General features: G+C 44.2%; 9 protein-coding genes and 8 pseudogenes. 9 read left to right on the top strand and 8 right to left on the bottom strand.

The features are described 5' to 3' along the window. The first annotated feature begins 37 nt into the window (after positions 1-37). The 4 genes and pseudogenes from tatB to TT12_RS04330 all read left to right on the top strand — a co-directional run bounded on the left by tatB (position 38) and on the right by TT12_RS04330 (position 4,459). The gene (gene tatB / locus TT12_RS19280; protein WP_502685163.1) at positions 38-481 is read left to right on the top strand and encodes a Sec-independent protein translocase protein TatB; all 444 of its coding nucleotides are present in this window, start codon (positions 38-40) and stop codon (positions 479-481) included. Positions 482-729: 248 nt separating this feature from the next. After that, a pseudogene (gene tatC, locus TT12_RS04340) lies at positions 730-1,613 on the top strand (twin-arginine translocase subunit TatC). Between the two features lie 218 nt (positions 1,614-1,831). Then, positions 1,832-3,329, top strand: a pseudogene (locus TT12_RS04335) (UvrD-helicase domain-containing protein). A 104-nt stretch (positions 3,330-3,433) separates the two neighbouring features. Beyond that, positions 3,434-4,459: a tRNA dihydrouridine synthase gene (locus TT12_RS04330; protein WP_045452440.1), complete on the top strand. Its 1,026-nt coding sequence runs from the start codon at positions 3,434-3,436 to the stop codon at positions 4,457-4,459. A gap of 42 nt (positions 4,460-4,501) precedes the next feature. Here the strand turns inward: TT12_RS04330 and TT12_RS04325 are convergent. After that, positions 4,502-4,926 (bottom strand): annotated as a pseudogene (locus tag TT12_RS04325) (MAPEG family protein). Positions 4,927-4,940: 14 nt separating this feature from the next. Then, positions 4,941-5,353 (bottom strand): annotated as a pseudogene (locus tag TT12_RS04320) (OsmC family protein). Between the two features lie 519 nt (positions 5,354-5,872). Between TT12_RS04320 and TT12_RS04315 the strand changes: the two are divergent. After that, complete coding sequence (locus TT12_RS04315) at positions 5,873-6,394, top strand: RNA pyrophosphohydrolase (RefSeq protein WP_045452438.1); 522 nt, start codon at positions 5,873-5,875, stop codon at positions 6,392-6,394. Between the two features lie 96 nt (positions 6,395-6,490). Here TT12_RS04315 and TT12_RS16575 read toward each other — a convergent pair whose 3' ends face one another. From TT12_RS16575 to TT12_RS04300, 4 genes and pseudogenes are all read right to left on the bottom strand, one after another. Further along, positions 6,491-6,922, bottom strand: a complete 432-nt coding sequence (locus TT12_RS16575) for a zinc-binding dehydrogenase (protein ID WP_243443363.1) — start codon at positions 6,920-6,922, stop codon at positions 6,491-6,493. Positions 6,923-6,957: 35 nt separating this feature from the next. Beyond that, positions 6,958-7,584: an alcohol dehydrogenase catalytic domain-containing protein gene (locus TT12_RS16570; protein WP_243443362.1), complete on the bottom strand. Its 627-nt coding sequence runs from the start codon at positions 7,582-7,584 to the stop codon at positions 6,958-6,960. Between the two features lie 232 nt (positions 7,585-7,816). Then, positions 7,817-8,700 (bottom strand): annotated as a pseudogene (locus tag TT12_RS19275) (NRDE family protein). Positions 8,701-8,777: 77 nt separating this feature from the next. Then, a complete protein-coding gene (locus TT12_RS04300; RefSeq protein WP_045452437.1) occupies positions 8,778-10,409 on the bottom strand; it encodes a DUF4139 domain-containing protein in 1,632 nt (543 codons plus the stop codon). A 277-nt stretch (positions 10,410-10,686) separates the two neighbouring features. On the opposite strand from TT12_RS04300, the pseudogene lgt reads away from it, so the two are divergent. The 4 genes and pseudogenes from lgt to TT12_RS04280 all read left to right on the top strand — a co-directional run bounded on the left by lgt (position 10,687) and on the right by TT12_RS04280 (position 13,544). Then, positions 10,687-11,570, top strand: a pseudogene (gene lgt, locus TT12_RS04295) (prolipoprotein diacylglyceryl transferase). Between the two features lie 74 nt (positions 11,571-11,644). Next, positions 11,645-12,535, top strand: a complete 891-nt coding sequence (locus TT12_RS04290; RefSeq protein ID WP_045452435.1) for a thymidylate synthase — start codon at positions 11,645-11,647, stop codon at positions 12,533-12,535. Positions 12,536-12,611: 76 nt separating this feature from the next. Further along, a pseudogene (locus tag TT12_RS04285) lies at positions 12,612-13,179 on the top strand (dihydrofolate reductase). Positions 13,180-13,190: 11 nt separating this feature from the next. Further along, positions 13,191-13,544, top strand: coding sequence for an energy transducer TonB (locus TT12_RS04280; protein WP_045452434.1), 354 nt, complete (start codon positions 13,191-13,193; stop codon positions 13,542-13,544). Between the two features lie 61 nt (positions 13,545-13,605). Here TT12_RS04280 and uvrC read toward each other — a convergent pair. Beyond that, a pseudogene (gene uvrC, locus TT12_RS04275) lies at positions 13,606-15,448 on the bottom strand (excinuclease ABC subunit UvrC). Between the two features lie 150 nt (positions 15,449-15,598). Then, a complete protein-coding gene (locus TT12_RS04270; protein ID WP_045452432.1) occupies positions 15,599-17,125 on the bottom strand; it encodes a DUF3360 family protein in 1,527 nt (508 codons plus the stop codon). Positions 17,126-17,148: the final 23 nt, after the last annotated feature.

Raw genomic sequence — 17,148 nt, 5'->3', positions numbered from 1 at the left:
TAGACAGTGACCTTTTAGACAATGACATCGGAACATTATGTTTGATATCGGCTTTTCTGAACTACTTCTCTTTGGTGTTATCGCCCTAATCGTCTTGGGCCCAGAAAAACTGCCACAGGCAGCGCGTACCGCTGGGCAGTGGTATGCCAAAATTCGCCGCACGGTATCCACCCTGCAATCTGAAATCGAAGCTGAACTTGATTTGGCAGAGACCCGCCAGCTTATGCAAAAAGAGCTGGCCAAAATTCGCCAGACTGAAGCAGATATGAGGCGCGAGATGGCGGAAATGCGCGGCAGTATGCAAGAGTTTGAATCCTCGCAAAACCAGCATTTAAAAGCATCGCGTGATCCAGCAATGACAATACGCCTAGCCAAAGTAGTCAAGCCAGTAGTGAGAATGATGATAATCGACCAGTGCAGCCAAAAGCGTTTGACTACGCCTATGACAGTAATAGACAGGCTGAGAAACCAGAAAGCCTGAGCAGTCATCGGCACAAGGCGATAATGATAGTCTAAAAACTGACTGTAGCGATAACGTCAATCCAGTGTCTCAAACCATCACAACTAGACCGTGGGAAAATATGTGGTTTCGTCTTGGAGCTTATGATAAAGCGCGTCGTTTGCCGCAACCGCCCTACTTACCAAATTATAAAGCCGATATCTTACTAAACAGCCATATAGACAGTCCTTTACCTAACAGGCTTCTGTTCATGAGCAGGAGAGTCATTAGTGGGCTTATTTAAACGTAAAAAAAGCCGTCAAGAAAAAGTCGCGGATTCAGATATCGAGACCTCAACAGCTACCATAGATGGTAATGTCGACAGCAATACTGAGGACTCTGGCGATATCCTAAGCTCACTTGGCGATATGCGATTACCGAACATTTGATTGAACTGCGTCATCATTTGATTAAGATATGTGTTGCCGTACTGGTCATATTCTTGGCTTTGGTCGGATTTTCACGCGAGCTCTATGATTTTTTGTCCAACCCATTGGTTGCCCAGTTGCCTGCCAACTCAACGATGATCGCGACGGATATCACCTCTAACTTTATGGCACCGATACGCCTGACTGTTTTTGTCGCTGCATTCTTTGCAATGCCCTACATCTTGTATCAAATCTGGTCGTTTGTCGCTCCTGGTCTCTATAAAAAAGAGAAAAAAATCGCTATTCCCGTTTTAATGTCCTCTATATTTTTATTTTATGCGGGTGTGGCTTTCTCTTATTTTATTGTACTCAAAGGCGTTCTCAAATTCTTTATTATGTTCGCGCCGCAGAACGTATTGCCAATGACCGACATCGACAGTTATTTAAGTTTTGCACTCAAACTCTTTATGGTATTTGGTTTAACCTTTGAGATTCCAGTCGTCACCTTGCTATTGATATTGACGGGCGTCGTCTCCATTCAGAGCTTAGAAGATAAACGCCGTTATATTATCGTCGGCTGTTTCGCCGTTGCTGCGGTCGTGACACCGCCTGATGGGGTGTCGATGTTGATGCTCGCCATTCCGATGTGGTTATTGTTTGAGCTAGGATTATTTTTAGCGAAAGTATTAATTAAAGAAGAGCACAGTCCTACTTTAGCAAGCGATACAGGGTTAAATAAAGAATAACATCACTTGTCAGACACTTATTTCAAAAACAGCCAACGCGCTAATCTGTTACTATAACCTGCTTATTTCTACCTTTATTTTCTATGAGTTTTTGTATTATTGTCATATGCGCTTGCAAGCATTTTGCAAGTGCACATGATGAGTCAGCCATTGTCTATGCAGTGGCTTTTTTTACCCCCGTCATTTTTGATCCGTTTTACTCTTTTAGGTAATTTTTTATGTCCGCATCTATGCCAGCTTATATGAGCGATCCCACTGATGAGCAGCTGAGCGCGCTCAACATGGCGATGGATCACAAGTCATTTAAAGTGGTGGCTTATGCGGGTGCTGGTAAAACGACGACCTTAAAACTGATTGGTGAGCGTTTGCGTGGACGTGGCTTATACTTAGCTTCAACAAGACGATTGCCAATGATGCTCGCTCAAAGTTTCCACCGCATGTGGAATGTCGCACCTTTCATTCGCTTGCTTATCGGCATGTCGCCCGTGATATCACTGCTAAGCTGTCGTTGCCGCGGTTTTCACCCAAGCGTTTGGGTGATGATTTGGGTTTGCAGCCCGTCCAAGTACGTCGGCAAATGGATGGTATAAACAAATATATTACCCTCACTCCAGCCCGACTGTCGCGCTTTGTTAGTGATGCTGTCAGCAATTTTTGTAGTACCCATGCCAGTTATCCTGCACCTAGACATATACTATTTCCAAGTTGGCTCGATGATTCTGATGCTGAGCAGCTGCGTGAAATGCTCTATCCAGCCGTCGAGCAGCGTTGGCTACAGTCGATTGATGCGCGCCATCCAGCTGGTATCGGGCATGATATTTATCTGAAACTTTGGGCACTGTCTAAACCCAGTATTCCCGCTGATTTTATTTTGTTTGATGAAGCTCAAGATGCCGATCCTTGATGATGGGAATTTTAACCCAGCAGCCACGGCAAGTGATTTATGTGGGTGACGCTCATCAGCAAATTTATGAATGGCGCGGCGCAGTCAATGCGATGAAAAAACTGCCCTTACCACAAACCTTATTGACCCAGTCGTTTCGTTTTGGCGAACCGATTGCTGAGATTGCCAATACTTTGCTCAAAGCATTGCAAGAAGACGTCCCGTTAAAAGGCAATCCTAATAAGCAATCTTCTACTGATAAGGGTATGGTACATAGTAAAAAAGATGCCATCCTTTGCCGCACTAATGCCGCCGCAATGTCGCAATTATTGACTGGATTAAAATTGGGACACCGCGTGGCGCTACAAGCCGATACCGATCGTATGCTTAAATTTTGTCAGGCAGCCGAAAACTTGAAAAACGGTAAGTCGGCGTACGGTGTACCTGAACTGGCGTATTTTTATAATTGGGGTGATGTGCAAGAGTATTCTGAAACCAATGAAGGCAGTGATCTAAAAACACTGGTGAAACTCGTCGATGATCATGGCACCAATGTCCTGAGCCAAGCGGTCAATAGTCTCACCAGTATCGAAAATGCTGATTATGTTATCTCCACTGCCCATAAAGCGAAAGGGCTCGAATGGGGAAAGGTACAGCTGGACGATGATTTCTATTATGATGTGACCACCAATGCGGTCAAAATAAGCCCTGAAGAGTTGCGTTTGCTCTACGTCGCTTGCACACGTGCCCAGAGCAATTTGGACATCCATAATATTAAAGACTTGATATCGGGATTACAGACAGGCAAAAAAGTGATTTTTGGTAATACTTAATTTTCCTCAGTTAGTCACTCTCTGTATTTGCCACTCTAAACCTCTAGCCTACCTGTCTTTATGGCAATCCTTTAATAGTACCCTTTTAGCAGTGAACAACAAGCATGAATACTAATCAGCAACTTCAAATACGTCAAAATACCATCCGTCAGTTATTCGCCAATCCCGTCCGCCTGCTCGCTCCAATGGAAGGTTTGACCGATCCATTAATGCGGCAAATCCTCACGCAAATTGCCTCAGACTTGGGTCGCCCTTATGATTGGTCGGTTAGCGAATTTATCCGTGTGACTCAACACGTATTGCCTGCGCATGTATTTTATAAATACGTTCCAGAACTGCGTCAGGATGCTAAAACTGCCTCTGGCACGCCTATTCATGTCCAGTTGCTTGGTAGTGAAGCGCAACTCATGGCAGAAAATGCTGCTTATGCTGCCGCGCTTGGTGCACCAGCAATTGATATCAACTTTGGTTGCCCTGCCAAGACGGTCAATAGCCACCGTGGTGGTTCGGTATTATTGGATGAACCCGAAACCATGTATCAGATTATCAGCGCGGTGCGGCAAGCGGTTCGCGTTCATATTCCAGTCTCAGCTAAAATTCGTTTAGGTTATACCGATACCAGCCGCATGGATGATATCAAAGCTGCGATTAGCGACAGTGGTGCTGATTGGCTAACCATTCACGCACGAACCAAAACCCAAGGCTATAAACCACCAGCCTATTGGGACAAAATCCAAAGCTTTAACACGCTAGATATTCCAGTCATTGCCAACGGTGAAATATGGAATGCAGAACACGCGAAAAACTGTATGACTCAAGCTGGTACAGAGCATTTGATGTTGGGTCGCGGCGCGGTTACCCGTCCCGATTTGGTTGCTCGCGTGGATTGCGGTTCAGATGATGCCATGCTAAATGCAGCAACGTTGTCGTGGGAAGCGATGGTCACCCATCAGATAAGATTTTTGGAAGGCCAGGCTAAAACTGAAGTTATCTTGGTTGGTCGTTACAAGCAGTGGTTAGCAATGCTCATCAAAGGCTATAGCGAAGCAAAAGTTTTATGGGACAGTATTAAAAGAGAAAAAAATAAAGCAGCTATCATTAGTGCACTGCAAGCCAGTGTGCGCCAATAATAGCTGCTTTTATCTTAAAGCCAATCTGTCTAACGAATAAGATTAAATACTCACTCTAATCGCTAAATAGAATAACATCAAACAACAGGCAATCGATAACACCCAAAGTATGGAGCGAAACGTCGCCAAATTAGTAATATAAGCCACGCAAAAACCGATACGAATCAGCACGTACAACCAAGCCAGTATATTGATAATCGATTGTGGGACAAAGAACAGCATTGCCGTCAGTACTGCTGCCAAAAATATTGGCAACGTCTCATAGCTGTTTTGCTGGGCCGCGTTAGCACGTGCGGCCGCGCCCGTCGTACCTTGTAAAAAATCACGTGGATGGGCATTGTCAGCCAAATTAAAGCCGCCAATAGCTTTCGCTGTCAATGCATGGCAAGCGGTAGTAAACTTGCTACGACCATCGCCCAAATGGCGGACGCTGCGGTATTAGAGACTAATTCCAGAAGTGCATTCATTATTATACTTGCCCCTACCCTGCAATCACTTCGAAATCATGGGTGACGTTCACCCCACCTTGTACCAACATTCTACTGGCTGAGCAATATTTTTCTGCAGACAGTTTTATGGCCTTCTCTACTTGGCTTTCTTTGACATCTTGACCTGTCACCACAAAATGCATGTGAATGTCAGTATAGACAGCTGGTACAGTTTCAGCACGCTGAGCGGTCAACTCGCAACGTACGTCTGTCACCTCTTGGCGCGATTTTTGTAAAATCGCTACCACATCGTAGCTAGCACAACCACCAAGCCCCAATAGAATCAGCTCCATCGGACTTGCGCCTTTTTCTTTATCGGCATCGATCTGTACATTATGCCTGATGGTGACACACCCATAAATGCTTTGTTTTCTTGCCACGTTACACTTGCTTTTGACTCTGACATCTTGACCATTCCTTATTTTAATTAGCTCGTTGCCCGATTTTTATTTTCTGACAATATGTTTTACTTAGCTAGTGTAGCATAAGCCAATGGCACATTTTATTGAGCCCTTATCATCCAAAATCATTATTATTATAAATAGCTCACCTATTTGTCTTTTGCAGCCTTATTTTTAATTAAACCTTTTTACTAAAATCTTCTTAGCAGTGAATTAACATTCATATAGCGCCTACTGCTTATTATTCAAACCTATCCTCTTATTGTTAGAACCTATCTTTGTAGTAAGATTCCCAAAAAAACATTACAAAAGTTTAATTATAACTGGTTGATTTTAAACAGTTAAGCTCGTGAAACATTTTATAGCAAAATACTGTTACACATTTTGCTTGTTTCTTGGTTTAATAACGGTAATGAATCTTATTTTGACCTAATATCGACAACCATCACCTTATAATAATTATGATTGCTGTCACGGTTCTAGCTCAAAATAGGCTATTTTAAATAAATTAAAAAGGTTTAATCATGATAGATGCAGACGGCTTTCGCGCCAATGTCGGCATCATCTTGGCAAATACACAAGGGCAGGTTCTGTGGGCAAAACGTATTGGTCACAACGCTTGGCAGTTCCCACAAGGCGGTATCGACCGTGGGGAGACGCCGATGGATGCGATGTATCGCGAGCTCTGGGAAGAGGTCGGCCTGCATCCGCGTCATGTAGACTTATTGGCAGTGACGCAAGATTGGTTGCGTTATCGTCTGCCAAAACGCTATGTGCGGCATGGACAGCACCCTTTATGTATTGGGCAAAAACAGAAATGGTTTTTGCTACGCTTAGATGAGACGAACACTCAACATATCCGCTTTGATGAGGGCAAACCAGAATTTGATCATTGGCAATGGGTCAGTTACTGGTATCCACTTGGACAAGTAATTCATTTTAAACGAGGCGTTTATCGCCGTGCCTTGCAAGAGCTAGTGCCTGAGCTACCTCTAAGACAAGAGCTGATTATTCCTGAACAAGACAATCACTTGTTGATAGGATGAACTGACATTTTGATTAAAAGTAACACGTAATAGAAGAGCCTGTATCCTTTAGATGCAGGCTTTTCTATTATATAGCGATTATATCTTGCGGAATAATTATGGCTTGATAGCAATTTTTAGTACGCCGTCACGCTGATGCATGAACAAGTCATAGGCCTCTACAATATCATCCAAGGCATAGGTATGCGTCACCATCTCTGATAAATCTACTCGACCCGACTCGATGACATTCATCAATCGGCGCATACGCTCTTTACCTCCTGGGCAGAGAGCCGTTCTTATCGTATGATCGCCAAGACCAGAGGCGAAATGAGCCATTGGAATGACTAAATCTTCAGAATACACACCCAAACTTGAGAGTGTACCGCCTGGTTTTAATATTTTGAGACATTGCTCAAACGTAGACTGTAAACCTAACCCCTCGATACTGCTATCCACCCCACGACCACCAGTGATTTTCATGATCTCATCAACCACGTCAACTTCTGTAAAGTTTAGAGTAATATCTGCTCCCAGTTTCTTTGCCATGGCCAAACGTTCATTATTGCCATCGACAGCGATAATCAGTGACGCGCTTTAATCCTTGCTCCAGCAGTAGCGCATAAACCGATAGGGCCTTGTGCAAATATAGCAACCACATCACCAATCTGAATATTGGCGTTTTCTGCGCCTTTGAAGCCTGTCGACATAATGTCAGGGCACATCAGCACTTGCTCATCCGTCAGTCCATCTGGCACTGGACATAGATTGGCCTGCGCATCTGGCACTAGCACATACTCTGCTTGCGTACCGTCAATGTGATTACCAAAACGCCAGCCGCCTGTGGCTTTATAACCGTGACAAGAACATCTACCATCTGCATCAAGATAGCCACCGTCTTGTGAAGGGAAACCATCTTGACTGGCATAGGAGGTAAACGTTGGGCAAATGGCGCCAGCAATGACTCGCTGCCCTTCTTCATAGCCCATGACTGCGCTACCAAGCTTTTCAATGATACCTACTGGCTCGTGACCAATGGTTAAGCCTTTTGCAACGGCATACTCACCTTTAAAGATATGGATGTCAGTACCACAAATGGTCGTGGTCGTAATTTTTATCAAGGCATCATTAGGGCCTACATCAGGGATTTTTTTATCTACAATTTCAATTTTGCCTGGTTCAATAAATATCAGTGACTTCATCATGCTCATTTCACACTCCTTGTTTTATAAACATTTACTCAACTGGTATGAACTTTAGTGACATCTATATTTATCTTACGCCATATAAATAGTAATTTAAAGTGAAATCCATTCTTTAATAAAGGGATTGGTGATTTTCTCTTGTTCGATATTAAAACTGTAGTATCAAACTTCTCATGAAAATTGTACGTGAGCCTTATTAAGAGTAGATGAAAAAGCTAATAGATGAAAAATCTATAGGCTACTTATGACTATCATGTCGACATTCTTTATAACTGTCATGCTGACACTCTCGGCTTACTAATCTAGCAATCTCATCCACTGCTGAATCTGCCAACTGAGAATGACATTTCAGGGTTAAAATGCTTTGGGTACGTGTCGCATAAGTGGGCAAATTATTTTGCGTATGATTAAAAGTGACAGGCTCTATATAAATAGAAGACAGAATCTGCTCAATCTCAACAGCCACTCCAGTCTCCGGCAGCTTATCCACTGGCGCTTGCGTATTGTCAGACAATACCGCAAAGGCCGCTTCTTGCCAGTACTTAGGTTCGCTATTCTCAGCGATTAGTGGCAATACTTCTTGGCGCAGCTACCTCGCAGTTTTTCAGTTTTAAACCAGCTGTCCTCAGGCTGACCATTGGAAATGACATGCAGTCCTGCATATAGTGGCATAGGAGCATGACCACGATTATTGACAATAACGGCTTGCTTGCTATCACCAATAATGAGATTGAACCCAGCATAGTTTTGCAAACTAATCTGCCGTGCAAACTCCATCGGGCTGATATCACTGGTTAAGAAATCCGTGACTAGCGCCCCGCGTGAGCGCTCATCAGAGCTTGCCTGCACGCCATCGCGAAAATTCAATACCGCAGCCCAACGTCCGTTTTGCTGATAACATTCTTGAGGCGCTTGATGACCGTCCTGATGATTGGCTTGATGGGGCTGTTGATGAATACCCAGCCAAGTACCGCCACTTTGTACATCGCGTCCTGCAAAAACAGGCTTATCTTCCCATTGATGTAGCAGCTCTGTCGGACGCTGCAAAAACTCATCGCGATTGGACAATAACACCAAAGGCAGCTCATCAAAGAGTTGCCAAGCAATGGCGACAATACACATAAGACTCCTAATTTTACTAAAAATGTGCTTAGCAAACAGCCAAGCTTGATTTCAGTTTAACTTAGTTCACTGACAGATTAGTTTACTGATAAGTTTTTGCTAGCAGGATAACTAATCTGAGAGGTCGACTGTATGACTTTTGATTGTTTGCTTGGTAAATCGAACTCCCACGCAACCATGCCTTTATTATCATTCCAGTCACGCTCATTCACTGGCGGTGTATGAGTGATGGTTACTTTAAGACTATCGTCGCGGCTAATAGGCTCACTGCCTAATACTTGTAAATGCATAGGTCGGTTGTGCTGATTGGTAAATTGATACGCTTGTGTTTTAGTTAAAGTTTGCGTGCGATTAAACGCGCCTTTATCACCCTGCTTATCTTCATCAGCTATCTGCTTTACGATAATATTAGGGTCAATACCAAAACCGATACCTTGCTCTTTGAGCGCTTGATAATTATAGCGCGCCTGCCCGACATAATTATCATCACGGTATAACTGTAGCGAACCATCTACCCAAGCTGGTGTCAAGAACGGTGCGGATGCATACCAATAGCCAGCTGCATCCACACTCGGCGTGCTACGAATCCATAGCTTGCTACTGCCCGACTGCTCATCAATGACTGTCCGTACGCGCCTGCCATCGCTTGGAATACTAATACGCTGCGGCAAGCGGTATTCGGTAATGCCGTTTTTATTCTGACTGCTAACGGTAAAGCTTGGCAGCGGCGCCATGTTAGGTGTCGAGGCACCGTCATAGCTGTCTCTTGCAGATACCACAACAGGCATGTTTTCCGCCATAGGTGGTACAGATATAGTCCGGTTTTCTCTATCTTCTTCATATAAAGAAAAATGCTCAACTCGTGGCAATTGGCTGGTCGTGTTTTGATTGGGATTGACAGAGCTTAGCATCAAAGGGACATTGAGCCAGTTTTCTCCTGTCTGCTGAGCAATAACCGCAGAGGCAATGATATTTAATTGCTTAGTTTCAGTATTCAGCCTTGCTTGATACGTTGGCTCCCAACCCGCGCCGCGTACTTGATAGTGCAGTTTCACACTGTTTGGTACTCGACTGGCAGTACGTACACTCACTTGAGTCACACTATTTTGAGTGGAAGTCGCGCTGCCCGCCATTAGTTGGTTGAGCGCATCTTGCGCACTGGCTTGGCGGTGCTGAATTTCTAGTATGCGTTTATTGATACTGACCGCTTGGGTTTCTAGATCGCGCGCATTATTGGCAAGCGTGCCATCTGTACTGATTTGCGTGACCTTGGTTAAATTCTGCAAGTAAGCTTTTGCTAAGCGTGCCGCTTCTAACTCAGCATTGATAACTGCCAAATTATCTTGCTGTGTTTGCACTCTCGCCTCACCTTGATACTGACACTGCGCTGCTTGCTCATCGCTTAAAGTCTCGATACTGACTTCACCAATATTAATACCATTTGCTGCTTGTACGCTCACACTGTCTTTATCGATATAAGGGGACAGACAAGAAAAAACCAGCGTCTGCTCACCGCTACCATTGATTGGTAACGCACGAGTCACGCTAGCTAAGCCCTGATAAATGGTCACTTGTTCAATACTACTGTTCGCTGCCTGAGCAGGAGTCAAAGCTAAAGCCGCTACGCTAAATAAACCCAGTGGCATCAACTGTTTTTTAGAGGTTAAAAACTTAGGTAATATTGCTACTTTTGATAACTTAGCTTGCATAATCATTCCTTAAAAATACGGTTAATCCATTAATACGGTGCATTAGCGCAAGCGCGCAGTATCTAACGCTTCATTAAATATAATGAGGCAATATTTATGATGGCATTTATTTTCAGCAGCTTTTTTATATCTTAGCGGTTTTCTGGCTTTCTTTCTAGATGTTACCCGTAGCAGATAAGTTGTTACCATGAGATGAGCCTCACCGTAATTTGGTATGCCTCACTGGCTATTTTTGCTATTATGAGCAGCATTCTATTACCAAATTTATGATGCCCTTATGATGATACATCCTCAGTACGATCCTGTAGCGCTGTCTTTGGGTCCAGTAGAAGTGCACTGGTATGGCCTAATGTATTTGTTGGCATTTGCCGCCGCCTTTGGTCTGGCTTGGTATCGCAGCACCAAACGTGACAATTGGAACACTGACATGGTGTCCGACTTGGTATTTTTTGGCGCACTTGGCGTCATTTTGGGCGGTCGTGTCGGCTATGTATTGTTTTATCAATTCGGTGAATTTTTACAAAACCCCGCTTACCTTTTCAAAGTCTGGGAAGGCGGCATGTCTTTCCATGGCGGCATGATTGGTGTCTTACTGGGCATGTTATATTTTGCCCGTAAGTATAAAAAGACCCCGTTTCAGGTGCTGGACTTTATCGTTCCTTGCGTGCCAACAGGCTTATTATTTGGTCGTATTGGCAATTATATCAATGGCGAGCTATGGGGCCGCGTCTCTAACGGTGGCTACAACTGGCTTACCTACTTCCCGCAAGCGGCTGCTACTGATATGCAGCAATTGCAAACCAACCCTGAGCTACAAGAGTTGATGCTTGAAGTAAATGGGCAGTATTTGCTACCTCGTCATCCCTCACAGCTGTATGAGGCACTTGCCGAAGGTTTATTATTATTCCTATTCCTATGGTGGTATTCATCAAAACCGCGCCCACGTATGGCAGCATCGGCAGTATTTTTATTGGGCTATGGCATCAGCCGCTTCATCATTGAGTTTTTCCGCCAACCCGATGCGGACCAAGGATTTGTATTACTAGGTTGGATGACCAAAGGCAGATACTCAGCGCTCCCATGATTATTATTGGTTTCATCATGCTGGTATACGCTTACAAACGCGGTATCTATGACTGGGGTAAGCAGTCGGCTTATTAAGCACTAATTCACATTAAGTAGCCTGTTAAAAAACAATACAACTATGCGTTTTAATAGCGTAGAAGAGCAATTTTATGACCATGAGCAACTCCATTATTAGTAACAACAAGCAGCGTAAAAACGAGCAAGCCTATCTAGATTTGCTGCATCTTGTCCTCACTGAAGGCACTGAAAAAGGCGACCGTACTGGCACTGGTACGCTGAGCCACTTTGGCGCGCAGCTACGTTTTAATTTAGCTGATGGTTTCCCCTTATTAACCACCAAAAAAGTCCACTTTAAATCTATCGTCTATGAGCTATTTTGGTTTTTAAGTGGCAGTACGCATGTTGATTATCTACAAGCCAATGGCGTACGTATTTGGAATGAGTGGTCTACGGCTGAACAGACAGCGCGCTTTAACCGCCCTGCTGGTGATTTAGGCCCTGTCTATGGTCATCAGTGGCGCAATTATGGCGCAAGCCAGCGTGAAGATGGAAGCTACAATAATGATGGTGTCGATCAAATCACCCAAGTCATTGAGCAAATAAAAACCAATCCCAATTCAAGACGTTTGATTGTGTCTGGTTGGAATCCCGGTGAAGCAGATCAAGTTGCGCTGCCGCCTTGTCATACGCTATTTCAGTTCTTTGTGGCGGATAATAAACTGTCATGCCAGCTCTATCAGCGTTCAGCAGATTTATTCCTAGGTGTGCCATTTAATATTGCCAGTTATGCCTTGCTGACCCATATGGTCGCGCAAGTATGCGGATTAGAAGTGGGCGAATTTATCTGGACGGGTGGCGATTGTCATATTTATCAAAACCACCGCGAGCAAGTTGAATTACAGTTGACGCGTGAGCTTTATAAGCTACCAACGCTGACGCTTAATTCTGATGTGAAAGATATCTTTGCTTTCAAATACGAAGACATTAGCGTTGATGGTTACGAGTCGCATCCTGCGATTAAGGCAAAGGTTGCAGTCTAGCCTTAGTTTGATTGAAAGTTTTAAATAAATGCAGCAAATGCAAGTAGCATATTAAAGACAATAAAAAGGATACGTTATGAGTTATGCCCACACCGAAGTTGCCCAAATCGCAGCTATCAGTAGCAACCGCTGTATCGGCAAAGATAATGAGCTACCGTGCATATCTCAGCAGATTTGCAGCATTTTAAAAGCATGACGACCAAACAAAATGACGGTGGTATACAAGGTATCGTCATTATGGGTCGTAAGACGTTTGAATCAATGGGCAGCAAGCCTTTGCCAAAACGCGTGAGCTTCATTATCAGTAGCCAATTGGATTATGCTGAACAAAAAGGTTTGGTTGGCAAAAGCAATGCTTACGTGGTGCATAATTTAGATGATGCATTAACGCAAGCGGCAAGTCTGGCACATGGTGCGCATCTGGATACTATTTGGGTGATTGGTGGCGAGCGCGTTTTTAGCGACGCTTAATGTATACCGACCGTATTGAACTGACTCATGTCGATACTGAAATCACTGATGGCGATGCCTTTTATCCTGAATTGCCAAATGAGTTTGAAGTGGCAGAAGAATCTGAGCAAATGTATGATGAAAAAAGTGACTTAGACTTTAAATTTGTGACTTATAAAATAAAAGCAGACTAGGTCAGCTGGTTATGAAACTACTACCCTTTATCTTTACTGGCATATTACTATCGGGCTGTCAGAGTCTAGCGACAAGAGAGCCTGTTATTAAGCCTGCTGAAATATTGCGTCAACCTCAGTTCACAGTTCCACACAGAGCAGCTAGACGTTTGAAAGCTGGTGAGGAATATGAAGTTGTCCTGAGCATATTGATTGATAAATCCGGTCAAATTAGTTCCATTTCTGTTACTGAGTCATCAGGCGTCGTGTCATTAGACCTAAGAGCTCTGCGTGATGCTAGAAAAATGATATTCAAAGCCGGTACTAAGGATAATGAGTTTATTACAACAAAAGTTACTGTACCCATTACCTATGTAATACATTAGAAACTGTTTACCCTACTACTAAAAATTTAGACAGATAGACAGGTAGGTAGAATGTAAATGCCTACTCGTGCAATACTTTATAAACCGTTTTTGCAAGTACTGGCCCAATCCCTTGCACGCCTGCCAATTCTTGCTGCGATGCACCGAGCAATTGTTGCAATCCGCCAAAATGATTGAGTAAATCACGACGGCGCTTTTCACCCAGCCCCGGAATCACCTCTAATACTGACGATGAACGGCGCTTATCGCGCTTCTTACGGTGCGCCGTAATCGCAAAACGATGTGCCTCATCGCGAATATGCATCAGTAAATGCAGCGCCTTGCTATCCATCGGTAAATCTAACGGCTCATGATCGATAAAATGCAGCACTTCAAGCCCAGCCTTACGTCCTTCACCTTTTGCCACGCTAATCAGCAAAGTGTCACCAAGAATACCTAACTCGGTCAGTACTTCTTTGGCGATGCCAAGCTGCCCTTTACCACCATCAATCAGCAACAAATCAGGCAATGGCTGCTTTTTATAGCGCCGTGTCAGCACTTGTTTCATTGCGGCATAATCATCGCCACCGACAATGTCATGAATCGCATATTGGCGATAATCACGGCGACGCGAGCCACCTTGGTCAAAGACTACGCAGCTACCAATGGTCGCCTCGCCCATCGTATGGGAGATATCAAAACACTCTATGCGATCAATGGTTCTATCAGTGACGTCCGCTAAGACGTCTTTTAAGGCACCAAAGCGCGCATGCAACTCTAAATAATCACCCAGCTTGGTTTTTAGCGCATTATTGGTATTGAGTTTGGCTAAATCCAACCATTCGGCACGGTGCTCACGGACACTGGTTTTGATCACGACTTTACTGCCAAAATGGCTCGCTAGCGCTTCACTGACCGCCACCTGATCCGGTAATTCATGACTCAACATGATTTCGGGTGGCAAGTCATCCGTTACCTGAAAATAAAATGAAGTAATAAAGGCAGATAAATTATCAGCAAGTGGCTCGCTGCTATCAACATCAGGGAAGTAGTTTTTACCACCCAGTACACGACCACCACGTACGGTCAGTACGTTGACGCATGTCATGCCTGCCTGACTAGCGATAGCAATCACATCCGCCTCACCTTGTACGGTATAAACGGCTTGCTTAGCTTGTACTTCACGCAGCATAGACAGCTGATCGCGATAAAACACGGCCTTTTCAAAGTCTAATTCTTCAGCAGAAGCTTCCATTTTTTCAATCAAAGCGCTATGAATATCGCTAGAGTCGCCTTTTAGGAAACGAATGGTATTATTGACGTCTTCCATATATTCTTCAGGCGATACCAAGCCACACAGGGCGCACGGCAGCGCTTAATCTGATACTCAAGACAAGGACGCTTACGTTGCTTAAAAAAGGTATTGGTACATTGGCGCATTTGAAACATTTTCTGCATCAGCACCAGTGTCTCTTTGGCGGCATGAGCAGAGGGGAAAGGACCGAAAAAGCGCCCTTCTGGTGATTGCCTTTACCGCGACCATAAGCCAATCGCGGGTAAGGCTTATCCGCTGAAATAAACACATAAAGATAAGATTTGTCATCACGCAATAGCACGTTATAAGGCGGACGATATTCTTTAATCAAGTTTTGCTCGAGCAATAACGCTTCGGTCTCACTACGGGTAATAATGGTTTCAATATTATGTATCCGTGCCACTAGCGCCCGTGTTTTTGGATGGTCAATGGTTTTAGCAAAGTAGCTGTTCACACGGCTCTTGAGTGACTTGGCTTTACCGACATATAAGATATCGCCATTTTTACCCAGCATTTTATAGACCCCTGGCAAATTTGGCAGGCGCTGAATTAAATGCTTAAGACGGGCTTTCTTGTCATCGATAGGGCTCGATTCTGAGACATTGACCATAGAATTTATTGCTCTTAAAAGTCTTATAATACTGCTAGTTATGGGGCGGGAGTCATTGTTTTACAAGCCAATTATTATCATAGCATCACCCATAAAAAAGCCAGCTTTCGCTGACTTAGTTTGTTCTATTATCGCTTATTCAGCAACATACTAATGACGGAAGTTAGCCATTAAAGCTGGGATGCCCGGTAGCATACCAACAATAGCCATCACACCTGTCAACACCACAAACATAATACCCGGTATGATCCAGCGGCTCATTTTAGTCAAATTGGCACTGCGTTCTTTCGAGCCAATCAAGCCCAAGTTATCGAGCAACAACGTGAGTGACCAACCAAAGGCAGGATTCACCAATGCAGAAGCAAAGACTACAATCGCAGCAGACTGAGTGGTTTTTCCTTCGCGCGTCATTTCCATACCAGCTTCAAGCAGTGGAATGAAAACACCAACGATCAATGCCACACACATCACTGGCTGCCAGATAGCCAAATCCATTGGATAACCCCAAACCCCTGCGATAATACAGAATAGAGCCGTCAATAAGGCACCGGCAGGAATTGGACGTTTGGCAATCGCTGCTGGAACAATATAAGTGCCCCACGATGACGCAAAGTTAGCACCGCCCAATACAGAGCCGACGACCTGACGAAACGAAGCGCTGGTCATTGTGTCATCGATATCCATGAGTACCTTTTCAGTACGTTTAGGATAGCTGATTTTTTGAAAGACCTGATGGCCTAAAAAATCTGGTGACCACATCGCAACCGCCAGAATAGCAAACGGCAGTACGACAATGAAGCTTTCAACCGTCGGTAATCCTAACATCCAACCTGTGTTTTCTCCCCACCAATACATTGGATTCATATTTGGTAAGCCTGGTGCAGTTTTGAACTCGAAGGGCGCACCCAATGCAAAAGCGAGACCACCACCTAAGACACAGCTTAGCGGAACCGCAAGCCAGCGTTTTTGCCAATGCTCAAGTAATGCATATAACAGGATAGTAGCCAAAATAATGAAAAAGGCAATATGCGACATGCCAATACCTTCTGCCCAAGCAAAGAGGTTTTTGACCTGTGAGGTGGTACCGATAAACCCTAAGTAAATCAAGAGGCCACCGCACACGCCTTTACTGGTCAAGTTTGCCAGCAGACTGCCCCCTTTACTGATTGCCAATAGCAAGCCGAAGGCACCGATGAGCAGACCAAAGGCCATGGGATGGCCGCCAGCGGCCACGACAATAGGAATAAGCGGAATAAGGGGGCCGTGAGTACCTGCAAGGTTGGCTGTCGGGAGTAGAAATCCTGAAAATAAGATGATAAAAAATGAAACGATTAATAGCTCATAACGAACGTTTTCTAAAACAAACGCATCGCCCAAACCAAGTGGACCTGCAAATGTTGCCGCAATAGCACCCACCATAACCACTTTACCAATCGTCGCCGCCATTGCAGGAATCGTATCTTCATACTCAAAGCGATAATCACGAAACGGCAAATTGGGACGCCAACGTTTTGGCTGCATGATTTGTAGTTCATGATTTAGATAAGCGTCACGACTGTCAAAGCTTGCGCTTGGTTTGTGTAAATCAAGGTAGCTACCTGATGGCTCGCTGTCGTAATTAGATGGATTTGATGACTGCTGATTAGACCCTGAAGAAGGGATCTGAGTGTTACTCATCACATTTCCTTATGTCGACTGAG

It is taken from the genome of Psychrobacter sp. JCM 18903, from assembly GCF_000586475.1.
GTDB lineage: Bacteria > Pseudomonadota > Gammaproteobacteria > Pseudomonadales > Moraxellaceae > Psychrobacter.
Note: the sequence above shows the minus strand (reverse complement) of the source record. Positions and strands in the feature narration are given on the sequence as shown.

Coding starts and splice junctions, on each gene's coding strand:
- TT12_RS04290 (WP_045452435.1), top strand. CDS start 11,645: ATGACCATGAGCAACTCCATTATTAGTAACAACAAGCAGCGTAAAAAC.
- TT12_RS04330 (WP_045452440.1), top strand. CDS start 3,434: ATGAATACTAATCAGCAACTTCAAATACGTCAAAATACCATCCGTCAG.
- TT12_RS04300 (WP_045452437.1), bottom strand. CDS start 10,409: ATGCAAGCTAAGTTATCAAAAGTAGCAATATTACCTAAGTTTTTAACC.
- tatB (WP_502685163.1), top strand. CDS start 38: ATGTTTGATATCGGCTTTTCTGAACTACTTCTCTTTGGTGTTATCGCC.
- TT12_RS16570 (WP_243443362.1), bottom strand. CDS start 7,584: ATGAGCATGATGAAGTCACTGATATTTATTGAACCAGGCAAAATTGAA.
- TT12_RS04280 (WP_045452434.1), top strand. CDS start 13,191: ATGAAACTACTACCCTTTATCTTTACTGGCATATTACTATCGGGCTGT.
- TT12_RS04270 (WP_045452432.1), bottom strand. CDS start 17,125: ATGAGTAACACTCAGATCCCTTCTTCAGGGTCTAATCAGCAGTCATCA.
- TT12_RS16575 (WP_243443363.1), bottom strand. CDS start 6,922: ATGGCAAAGAAACTGGGAGCAGATATTACTCTAAACTTTACAGAAGTT.
- TT12_RS04315 (WP_045452438.1), top strand. CDS start 5,873: ATGATAGATGCAGACGGCTTTCGCGCCAATGTCGGCATCATCTTGGCA.